This is a genomic window from Pseudomonas sp. Seg1 (assembly GCF_018326005.1).
Classification (GTDB): Bacteria; Pseudomonadota; Gammaproteobacteria; order Pseudomonadales; family Pseudomonadaceae; genus Aquipseudomonas.
The window spans coordinates 1,039,180-1,049,795 of record NZ_AP021903.1; the positions used below are offsets into that span (position 1 = coordinate 1,039,180).

At 60.2% G+C, this 10,616-nt stretch carries 11 protein-coding genes; 5 read left to right on the forward strand and 6 right to left on the reverse strand.

From position 1 onward, the window contains the following. Nucleotides 1-79: 79 nt before the first annotated feature. From KI231_RS04405 to gatC, 6 genes are all read right to left on the reverse strand, one after another. Nucleotides 80-460 (reverse strand): carboxymuconolactone decarboxylase family protein, encoded by a 381-nt coding sequence (locus KI231_RS04405; protein WP_039769260.1) that lies wholly within the window; start codon nt 458-460, stop codon nt 80-82. Then, a complete protein-coding gene (locus KI231_RS04410) occupies nt 457-1,518 on the reverse strand; it encodes a calcium/sodium antiporter (protein WP_103303287.1) in 1,062 nt (353 codons plus the stop codon). Before KI231_RS04410 ends, KI231_RS04405 begins: the two co-directional genes overlap by 4 nt. A 46-nt stretch (nt 1,519-1,564) precedes the next feature. After that, nucleotides 1,565-1,939 (reverse strand): septal ring lytic transglycosylase RlpA family protein, encoded by a 375-nt coding sequence (locus KI231_RS04415; RefSeq protein WP_213027552.1) that lies wholly within the window; start codon nt 1,937-1,939, stop codon nt 1,565-1,567. Nucleotides 1,940-2,170: 231 nt separating this feature from the next. Then, entirely contained in the window at nt 2,171-3,616 is a 1,446-nt protein-coding gene (gene gatB, locus KI231_RS04420) for an Asp-tRNA(Asn)/Glu-tRNA(Gln) amidotransferase subunit GatB (protein ID WP_213027553.1), read from the reverse strand. Between the two features lie 10 nt (nt 3,617-3,626). After that, entirely contained in the window at nt 3,627-5,078 is a 1,452-nt protein-coding gene (gene gatA / locus KI231_RS04425) for an Asp-tRNA(Asn)/Glu-tRNA(Gln) amidotransferase subunit GatA (protein WP_213027554.1), read from the reverse strand. Nucleotides 5,079-5,094: 16 nt separating this feature from the next. After that, complete coding sequence (gene gatC, locus KI231_RS04430) at nt 5,095-5,382, reverse strand: Asp-tRNA(Asn)/Glu-tRNA(Gln) amidotransferase subunit GatC (RefSeq protein WP_007915356.1); 288 nt, start codon at nt 5,380-5,382, stop codon at nt 5,095-5,097. Nucleotides 5,383-5,593: 211 nt separating this feature from the next. Here gatC and mreB point away from each other — a divergent pair, with 211 nt between their 5' ends. The 5 genes from mreB to rng all read left to right on the forward strand — a co-directional run bounded on the left by mreB (nt 5,594) and on the right by rng (nt 10,554). Further along, nucleotides 5,594-6,631, forward strand: coding sequence for a rod shape-determining protein MreB (mreB, locus tag KI231_RS04435; RefSeq protein ID WP_002555108.1), 1,038 nt, complete (start codon nt 5,594-5,596; stop codon nt 6,629-6,631). Nucleotides 6,632-6,774: 143 nt separating this feature from the next. After that, nucleotides 6,775-7,914: a rod shape-determining protein MreC gene (gene mreC / locus KI231_RS04440; protein WP_103303130.1), complete on the forward strand. Its 1,140-nt coding sequence runs from the start codon at nt 6,775-6,777 to the stop codon at nt 7,912-7,914. Beyond that, nucleotides 7,914-8,405 (forward strand): rod shape-determining protein MreD, encoded by a 492-nt coding sequence (gene mreD, locus KI231_RS04445; RefSeq protein WP_103303129.1) that lies wholly within the window; start codon nt 7,914-7,916, stop codon nt 8,403-8,405. Before mreC ends, mreD begins: the two co-directional genes overlap by 1 nt. Before the next feature lie 37 nt (nt 8,406-8,442). Further along, complete coding sequence (locus tag KI231_RS04450) at nt 8,443-9,039, forward strand: Maf family protein (protein ID WP_103303128.1); 597 nt, start codon at nt 8,443-8,445, stop codon at nt 9,037-9,039. A 57-nt stretch (nt 9,040-9,096) separates the two neighbouring features. Continuing rightward, on the forward strand, nt 9,097-10,554 hold the full coding sequence (rng, locus tag KI231_RS04455; RefSeq protein WP_034154470.1) for a ribonuclease G: 1,458 nt from the start codon (nt 9,097-9,099) through the stop codon (nt 10,552-10,554). The last annotated feature ends 62 nt before the right edge of the window (nt 10,555-10,616 follow it).

Below are 10,616 nucleotides of genomic sequence, written 5' to 3' on the forward strand. Positions count from 1 at the left end.
GTTTTTCGGTTGTTAATCAAATTTCATCAACACCCAGATCCCTGTGGGAGCGGGCTTGCCCGCGATGAGGCCCGTAAAGTCACTCAGGTTTCTGGTAACTGTCGATCACTTCCTGCGCCGCCCGAAACGCATCGATCGCCGCCGGCACGCCGGCATACACCGCGCAATGCAGCAACGCCTCGCGAATCTCTTCCACCGTGCAGCCATTGTTCAGTGCACCGCGCACATGGCCCTTCAACTCTTGCGGGCACTTCAACGCCGTCAGTGCGGCGAGGGTGATCAGGCTGCGGGTTTTCAGCGGCAGACCTTCGCGATTCCACACACCGCCCCAGGCATGTTCATTGACGAAATCCTGCAGCGGCTGGGTGAACTCGGTGGCGTTGCCCAATGCGCGATCAACAAATGCATCGCCCATTACCTGGCGGCGGACTTCAACCCCGGACTTCTTCGATTCGGTCATGGCACATCCCTCTTGTGGTGTTGGCGGCGCCAGGCGATGACTGACGTGAACAACAGAAACGTCAACAGCGTCGGCAGCACATAAAACAGCATCAAGCGCTCAAGCTTGCCGGCCAGCGGCATGCCGGTGGTGAACGACACCACATGCAGGCCGTACGCCAGATACAAACCGAGCAGCAGCAAACCCTCGGCGCGGGTCACGCGGTAGCCCGAATAGAACACCGGCAGGCACAGCGCGGCGACGCCGAGCATCACCGGCAGGTCGAAATCCAGCGCATTGGGTGAAACCGACAAGGGCGTCGGCGCGATCAACGCGGTGAAGCCCAGCACCCCGAGCAGGTTGAACAGATTGGCACCGATCACGTTGCCCACCGCGATGTCCCGTTGCCCACGCAGTGCCGCGATCAGCGACGTGGCGAGCTCCGGCAGCGAAGTGCCGACGGCGACCACGGTCAGGCCGATGACGCGTTCCGACAATCCAAGGTCTGTGGCCACGGCAACCGCCGCACCGAGCAGCAGATGTCCTGCATAGACCAGCATTGCCAGACCGACAATGATCATCAGTACACTGCCGGGCCAGGACGCTTGTGCGGCTTCAGGGTGTTGCGAATGCGGTCGTGTCGAATGCCGCGACTGGCGTAGCAGCAAACCCAGATACAGCGCCAATGCACCCAGCAGCAGGACGCCATCGAAGCGCCCGAATTCTTCGTTCCAGGCCAGTACGAACACCAACAGGCTGGCGCCGATCATCAGCGGAATGTCGAGGCGCACCAGTTGCCGCGACACCCGCAAAGGAATGATCAGCGCCGACAGGCCAAGGGTCACGAGGATATTGAAGATGCTGCTGCCGATCACACTGCCGACGGCGATGTCTGGCGTATGTGCGTGTGCCGCTTGCAGGCTCACGGCCATTTGCGGTGCGCTGCTGCCGAAGGCCACGATGGTCAAACCGATGATCAATGGCCGCACATGCAGACGCGCAGCGAGGCGCACCGCCGCACGCACCATCAGTTCGGCGCCGGCGATCAGCAAGAGCAGACCGCCGAGCAACTCGATCAGATTGATCAGCGGGATATCGGCTAGGGCGAAAATGGTCGGCGCTCCATCAGTCGTCGAGGGCCTGCACGCGAACCCGCGCGGTGCCGCTGTTGAGCATACCGAGTTGTTCGGCCGCTTCGCGTGAAACATCAATCAAGCGGCCACGGGTGTGCGGCCCGCGATCGTTGATGCGCACCACACAGGATTTGTCGTTTTTCAGATTGGTGACCTTCACCCGGGTGCCGAAGGGCAACTGGCGGTGGGCGGCGGTCAGGGAATTCTGGTTGAACGCTTCGCCACTGGCGGTGCGTTTACCGTGATGTCTGGCTCCGTAATAGGAGGCGACACCGCTCTGGTCGTAACCGTGCGGGTCGATGAGGTCATTGCTGGCGCAACCGGCCAGTAGAGAGAGCAGGGCGCAGCCAATGAGCAGACGCTTCATTCAAAGGTTTCCGAGACAATTGTGGGAGCAACCCCGTGTAGAAACGAGCGTTTGTGGCGAGGGGATTTATCCCCGATGGGGCGCGTAGCGCCCCCAAATTCCCAGTGCACAAGAATTGGGTCTGCTTCGCAGCCCATCGGGGATAAATCCCCTCACCACAAAACCCCTCCAGCCACAGAGGATTATTCCCACAGGATATGGGGCCAGTCCTTGGGACTGGCTCCATTTTCATCAGCCTTCGAGCTTGCTTTTCAGCAGTTCGTTCACTTGCTGCGGGTTAGCCTTGCCTTTGGACGCTTTCATCGCCTGACCGACAAAGAAGCCGAACATCTTGCCGCGCTTGGCTTCATCAGCCGCACGATATTGTTCAACTTGCTCGGCGTTGGCCGCGAGCATTTCGTCCAGCACCGCCGAGATTGCGCCGCTGTCAGTCACTTGCTTGAGACCGCGTTTCTCGATGATCTCGTCCGCGCTGCCTTCGCCGTTGGCCATCGCTTCGAACACCACTTTGGCGATCTTGCCGGAGATGGTGTTGTCCTTGATGCGCTGCAGCATGCCGCCCAACAGTTCAGCCGAAACCGGCGACTCGTCGATGTCCAGGCCTTGCTTGTTGAGCAGGCTGCCCAACTCGACCATCACCCAGTTCGCCGCCAGTTTGGCGTCGCCGCCGATGGCTGCGACTTTCTCGAAGTAATCCGCTTGCTCACGGCTGGTGGCCAGCACGTTGGCGTCGTAGGCCGACAGACCGAACTGGCTCTGGAAGCGCTCGCGTTTCTGTGGTGGCAGTTCCGGCAGGGTGGCGCGCACTTCGCCAAGGAACGACTCTTCGATAACCACCGGCAGCAGGTCCGGATCGGGGAAGTAACGGTAGTCGTTGGCTTCCTCTTTCGAACGCATCGGACGGGTCTCGTCCTTGTTCGGATCGTACAGACGGGTCTGCTGGATCACTTTGCCGCCGTCTTCGATCAGCTCGATCTGACGCTGGATCTCGGAGTTGATCGCCTTCTCGATGAAGCGGAACGAGTTGACGTTCTTGATCTCGCAGCGCGTGCCGAACTCAACCTGGCCTTTCGGACGGATCGACACGTTGCAGTCGCAACGCAGCGAGCCTTCGGCCATGTTGCCGTCGCAGATGCCCAGGTAACGCACCAGCGCGTGGATCGCCTTGACGTAAGCCACGGCTTCCTTGGCGCTGCGCATGTCCGGCTCGGAAACGATTTCCAGCAGCGGCGTGCCGGCACGGTTCAGGTCGATGCCGGTGGCACCGTTGAACTCTTCGTGCAGGCTCTTGCCGGCGTCTTCTTCCAGGTGCGCACGGGTGATGCCGACGCGTTTGACCGTGCCGTCTTCCAGCGCGATGTCCAGGTGGCCCTTGCCGACGATCGGCAATTCCATCTGGCTGATCTGGTAGCCCTTCGGCAGATCCGGGTAGAAATAGTTTTTACGGGCGAACACGTTGTGCTGACCGATCTCGGCGTCAATCGCCAGACCGAACATCACCGCCATCCGCACGGCTTCCTGGTTCAACACCGGCAGAACGCCAGGCATGCCCAGATCGATCAGGCTGGCCTGGGTGTTCGGCTCGGAGCCGAACTGGGTGGAACTACCGGAAAAGATTTTCGACCGGGTAGTGAGCTGAGTGTGAATCTCCAGCCCGATCACGACTTCCCATTGCATGTGTGTCTCCTCAGAAGCCGGTTGGGGTGCGGGTGTGCCAGTCAGTGTTCAACTGATACTGGTGCGCAACGTTGAGCAAACGGCCTTCCTGGAAATACGGAGCGAGCAACTGCACGCCAACCGGCAGACCATCGACAAAACCGGCCGGCATCGACAGGCCCGGCAGGCCCGCGAGGTTGGCGGTGATGGTGTAGACGTCTTCCAGATAGGCAGCGACCGGGTCGCTGTTCTTGGCGCCGAGCTTCCAGGCCGGGTTCGGCGTGGTTGGGCCGAGGATGATGTCGACTTCATTAAAGGCAGCCATGAAGTCGTTCTTCACCAGGCGACGGATCTTCTGCGCTTTCAGGTAGTAGGCGTCGTAGTAACCGGCGGACAGCGCATAGGCACCAACCATGATCCGGCGCTGTACTTCCGGGCCGAAGCCTTCGCCACGGGAGCGCTTGTACAGGTCGATGAGGTTTTCCGGGTTCTCGCAGCGATGGCCGAAACGCACGCCGTCGAAACGCGACAGGTTCGAGGAGGCTTCTGCCGGGGCGATCACGTAGTACGCAGGGATCGCGTGCTGCATGTTCGGCAGGCTGATTTCCTTGATCACGGCACCGAGCTTCTGCAGCTCTTTAATGCTGTTCTGGATCAGCTCGGCGATGCGCGGGACGAGACCGGCGCTGAAGTATTCCTTCGGCACGCCGATGCGCAGGCCCTGCAGCGATTCGTGGAGGCTGGCGGAGTAATCCGGAACCGGCTCATCAATGCTGGTGGAGTCGTTCTGGTCGAAGCCAGCCATACCTTGCAACAAAATTGCGCAGTCTTCGGCCGTGCGCGCCAATGGACCGCCCTGATCGAGGCTGGAGGCGTAAGCGATCATGCCCCAGCGCGAAACACGACCGTAGGTCGGTTTCAGGCCAGTCAGGTTGGTGAATGCCGCTGGCTGACGGATCGAGCCACCAGTGTCGGTGGCCGTCGCTGCAGGCAACAGACGAGCGGCAACGGCCGCCGCCGAACCGCCGGACGAACCGCCCGGTACGTGTTCCAGGTTCCACGGGTTTTTCACCGCGCCGTACCAGCTCGACTCGTTGGCCGAACCCATGGCGAATTCGTCCATGTTGGTCTTGCCCAAAGTCACGGCACCGGCCGCAGCCAGCTTCGCGACCACGGTGGCGTCGTACGGGGCTTTGAAGTTGTCGAGCATCTTCGAGCCGCAGCTGGTGCGAATGCCCTGGGTGCAGAACAAGTCTTTGTGAGCGATCGGCGCGCCGAGCAGCGCGCCGCTCTCACCGTTGGCCCGGCGCACGTCGGCGGCTTTCGCCTGCTCGAGGGCCAGCTCTTCGGTGAGGCTGATGAAACTGTTGAGCTGCGGGTCGAGCTGGGTAATACGCGCCAGCAGGACTTTGGTCAGCTCTTCGGAGGAAAACTTTTTATCGGCGAGACCGCGGGCGATCTCGGCCAGAGTCATTTGATGCATTGCAGGCTCTTTCCCTTTAGTCGATGACTTTCGGAACCAGATACAGGCCGTTTTCGACCGCTGGTGCGATGGACTGATAGGCCTCGCGATGATTGCTTTCGGTCACGACGTCGGCGCGCAGGCGCTGACTGGCTTCCAGCGGGTGGGCCAAAGGCTCGATACCGTCGGTATTGACGGCCTGCATTTCGTCGACCAGCCCGAGAATGCTGTTGAGGGCGGAAGTAATGTGCGGAAGATCGGCATCATTAAGGCCAAGGCAGGCCAGATGAGCGATTTTTTCCACGTCGGAGCGTTCTAGCGCCATCGGGATTCTCCAGTGGAAAACAGAACGGACGGCGTCCGTGTGTTAGATTGTCGGAACACTACCGCACTTCTACGGTCATAAGGCCGCGATTGTGGGGCTTGGTGCACAGAAAAGCGGCCAATTTAACATATTGGCGCCTTGCCCAAAATCCCTGTCGTTGTTAGAGTTTGCCGCACTTTTTTACCCACGCGTTGCCTAGGGTCCCTTTCCCATGTTCAAGAAACTGCGTGGCATGTTTTCCAGCGATCTTTCCATTGACCTGGGCACTGCCAACACCCTTATTTACGTGCGCGAGCGCGGTATCGTCCTGAATGAGCCATCGGTTGTGGCCATTCGGACACACGGTAACCAGAAAAGTGTCGTCGCTGTCGGCACCGAGGCCAAGCGCATGCTCGGCCGTACGCCGGGCAACATTGCTGCCATTCGTCCGATGAAGGACGGCGTGATCGCCGACTTCAGCGTCTGCGAAAAGATGCTGCAATACTTTATTAACAAGGTTCACGAAAACAGCTTTCTGCAGCCTAGCCCTCGTGTGCTGATCTGCGTTCCATGCAAATCCACCCAGGTTGAGCGTCGTGCCATCCGTGAATCGGCCCTGGGTGCCGGTGCCCGTGAAGTGTTCCTGATCGAAGAGCCAATGGCGGCTGCGATCGGTGCCGGCCTGCCGGTAGAAGAAGCGCGCGGCTCGATGGTCGTGGATATCGGTGGTGGTACTACCGAAATCGCGCTGATCTCCCTGAACGGTGTGGTCTACGCCGAATCCGTACGCGTTGGCGGCGACCGTTTCGACGAAGCGATCATCACCTACGTGCGCCGTAACTACGGCAGCCTGATCGGTGAATCGACCGCCGAGCGCATCAAACAGGAAATCGGCACGGCCTACCCGGGCGGCGAAGTTCGCGAAGTCGACGTTCGCGGTCGCAACCTGGCCGAAGGCGTTCCACGCGCATTCACCCTGAACTCCAACGAAGTGCTGGAAGCTCTGCAAGAGTCTCTGGCTACCATCGTTCAGGCTGTGAAAAGCGCCCTGGAGCAATCGCCGCCGGAACTGGCTTCCGACATCGCCGAGCGTGGCCTGGTGCTGACCGGTGGTGGCGCGCTGCTGCGTGACCTCGACAAGTTGCTGGCTCAGGAAACCGGTCTGCCGGTGATCGTTGCCGAAGATCCGCTGACTTGCGTTGCTCGCGGCGGTGGCCGTGCATTGGAAATGATGGATAAGCACACCATGGATCTGCTCTCCAGCGAATAAGTGCTGGGTTGCAATACGTGGGTGAGCGCGCGCAGGCAGCACTTTGCAGTGCTGCCTGTTGGCGTTTATCTTCTGTCAGTCTTCATCCAGGCCGGTTTGATGCCGTATGAATAAACAGAACATTTGCCTGGGAGGAGCGGCTTATTAAACCGCTTTTCGCCAAGGGCCCTTCGTTGGGCGTCCGCCTGTTAGTGCTGGCCGTGTTGTCGGTTGCGCTGATGGTGGTCGATGCCCGCTTCAGTCTGCTCAAGCCTGCACGCAGCCAGATGTCGCTGGTGCTGATGGACGCCTACTGGATCACCGACCTGCCCGGTCGTTTGTGGGAAGGCGTTGCCAGTCAGTTCGGCAGTCGCACCGAGCTGGTCGCCGAAAACGAAAAACTCAAGACCGAGAACCTGCTGTTGCAGGGCCGCATGCAGAAGCTTGCCGCCCTCACCGAGCAGAACGTCCGGCTGCGCGAGTTGCTCAATTCCTCCGCGCTAGTCAACGAGAAGGTCGAAGTGGCCGAATTGATCGGCATGGACCCCAACCCCTTCACCCATCGCATCATCATCAATAAAGGTGAGCGCGACGGTGTGGTCCTCGGCCAGCCGGTGCTTGATGCGCGCGGCCTGATGGGCCAGGTGGTCGAGTTGATGCCGTACACCTCCCGGGTGTTGCTGTTGACCGACACCACTCACAGCATTCCGGTACAGGTGAACCGTAACGGTCTGCGGGCGATTGCCAGCGGCACCGGCAACCCGGAACGTCTGGAGTTGCGTCACGTCGCCGATACCGCAGACATCAAGGAAGGCGATCTGCTGGTCAGCTCCGGTCTCGGCCAGCGCTTCCCGGCCGGTTACCCGGTGGCGACAGTCAAGGAAGTCATCCACGATTCCGGCCAGCCCTTCGCGATCGTTCGCGCCGTGCCGACCGCCGCGTTGAACCGCAGCCGTTATCTGCTGCTGGTGTTCAGCGACAATCGCACCGCCGAAGAGCGCGCCAACGCTGCCGCGCAAGCTCAGGAAAATCTTGATGCCTTTGGTGGCGGTCCGGTGATTCCGACCACCGTGCCTAAAGTTGTGACGCCACCGGCTGCCGCTACGCCTGCCGCCGCAGCCACTCCGGCTGCACCTGCCGCTAGCGCCACACCGGCCAAACCCGTTGCAAGCAAGCCAGCCGCCGCTGCAAAACCACCGGCAACCACTCCGGCGGCCGCCAAGCCTCCGGCTGCCCAGCCTGCTGCACGACCTGCGGCGAAACCGCCGGTCACCGCGCCTGCTACCACTGGGAGACAAGAATAATGGTCGGGGCTACCGCATCGCGAAACGGCTGGATCGTCTGGCTGACGTTTGCCATCGGCATGCTGCTCAGCGTCTCGCCGCTGCCGCAATTCATGGAAATACTGCGCCCGCTGTGGCTCGCCTTGCTGCTGACTTTCTGGGCGCTGTACATGCCGCAGACGGTTGGCATGGTGACGGCGTTTTGCCTGGGCCTGGCGGAAGACGTGCTGTACGGCACGCTGCTTGGGCAGAACGCACTGATCCTGACACTGATCACCTTCCTGGTCCTGTCGTTGCAACAGCGTCTGCGCATGTTTCCGATCTGGCAGCAATGTCTGGTGATCCTGGTGATCTTCGGACTCGCGCAACTGGTGCAGTTGTGGCTCAGTGCCTTGACCGGCAATCGCCAGCCGACCCTGGCGCTGGTGCTGCCGGCACTGGTCAGCGCCTTGCTCTGGCCTTGGGTCAGCTTCGCTTTGCGTGGATTGCGCCGCCGCTACAAAATCAATTGATCCGGTGAAGCAGGGCACTGAACAGGGAGATGTTTTGATGAAGCCGCTTTACCTCGCCTCTGGATCGCCGCGTCGCCGTGAGTTGCTCACGCAGATTGGTGTGGCTTTTTCCGCCATCAGCGCGGACATCGATGAAACCCCACTTCCTGAAGAATCGCCATCGGCCTATGTCGAACGCCTCGCGCGCGGCAAGGCCGAGGCCGGGCGACGCACGATCGTGTCCGACCAGGCATTCTGTGTGCTGGGCGCCGACACGGCGGTGGTGCTCGAAGGCAAAATTCTTGGCAAACCGGTGGACGAAGCCGATGCATGCGCCATGCTGATGATGTTGTCCGGCAAGGAGCATGAAGTGCTGACCGCGATTGCCGTGCTCGAAGGCGAGCGCTGCGAATCACGGGTAGTGCGCAGTCTGGTGCGGTTCCGCCCGATCAGCCGTGAAGAAGCGGCAGCCTATTGGGCCAGTGGCGAACCCCGGGACAAGGCCGGTGGCTATGGCATTCAGGGACTCGGCGCGGTGTTTGTCGCGGGCCTCAATGGCAGCTATTCGGCGGTGGTCGGCTTGCCTGTTTGCGAAACCGCAGAACTGTTGGGCCATTTCGGCATACCCTGTTGGCAAAACCTGAACGCGCAATAAGCGTCGTACGAACAAGATGCGGCCATTATCGTGAACATGCCTGAACGAGATCCTGCCATGAGTGAAGAGATTCTGATCAACATCACGCCGATGGAGTCGCGCGTGGCGGTGGTCGAAAACGGTGTGCTGCAAGAAGTCCATGTCGAGCGCACGCAAAAACGCGGGATCGTCGGCAACATCTATAAAGGCAAGATTGTCCGGGTGCTGCCGGGTATGCAGGCGGCGTTTGTCGACATCGGCCTTGATCGTGCGGCGTTCATTCACGCTGCCGAAATATCTCTGCGCGAAGGCCCGGCGGTGGAAAGCATCAGCGCGCTGGTGCACGAAGGTCAGAGTCTGGTAGTGCAAGTCACCAAGGATCCGATCGGTTCCAAAGGCGCACGGCTGACCACGCAGTTGTCGATCCCGTCGCGTTATCTGGTGTACATGCCGCGCACCGCCCACGTCGGCATTTCCCTGAAAATCGAAGACGAAGCCGAGCGCGAACGCCTCAAGCAGGTCGTCAGCGATTGCGTGGCCAAAGAAGGCATCAAAGAGGCCGGCGGCTTTATTCTGCGTACCGCTGCCGAGGGCGCGGGAGCCGATGAAATCCTCATGGACATCCGCTACCTGCGGCGCCTGTGGGATCAGATCAACGAACAGATCAAGACCATTTCGGCGCCGAGCGTGATCTATGAAGACCTCGGTCTGGCCCTGCGCACATTGCGCGACCTGGTCAATCCGAAAATCGAGAAGATCCGCATCGATTCCCGGGAAACCTTCCAGAAAACCACGCAGTTCGTCGCCGAACTGATGCCGGAAATCGCCGATCGTCTGGAGCACTACCCCGGCGAGCGACCGATTTTTGATCTGTATGGTGTCGAAGACGAAATCCAGAAAGCCCTGGAACGCAAGGTGCCGCTGAAATCCGGTGGCTACCTGGTGGTCGATCCGGCAGAAGCCATGACCACCATCGACGTCAATACCGGGGCGTTCGTCGGTCATCGCAATCTTGAAGAAACCATTTTCAAGACCAATCTCGAGGCGGCAACCGCGATTGCCCGGCAGATGCGCCTGCGCAATCTGGGCGGGATCATCATCATCGACTTCATCGACATGGAAGATGAGGAGCACCAGCGCCAGGTGCTGCGTACGCTGGAGAAACAGCTGGAACGCGATCACGCCAAGACCAACATCATCGGCATCACCGAGTTGGGCCTGGTGCAGATGACTCGCAAGCGTACCCGCGAAAGCCTTGAACAAGTGCTGTGCGAGCCGTGCAGCAGTTGCCAGGGGCGCGGCAAGCTGAAAACCGCAGAAACCATCTGTTACGAGATTTTCCGCGAGATCCTTCGCGAGGCCCGGGCCTATCAGGCCGAGGGTTATCGCGTGTTGGCGAACCAGAAAGTTGTCGACCGTTTGCTGGATGAAGAGTCCGGTAACGTTGCCGAGCTTGAAGGGTTTATCGGGCGCACCATACGCTTCCAGGTGGAAACCATGTATTCCCAGGAACAATATGACGTGGTGTTGCTCTGATCCCCTGCGTCATCCTTTTTCCACCGCGGCTGGCCTCAGCTTTTCGCAGTATTCATGCCATG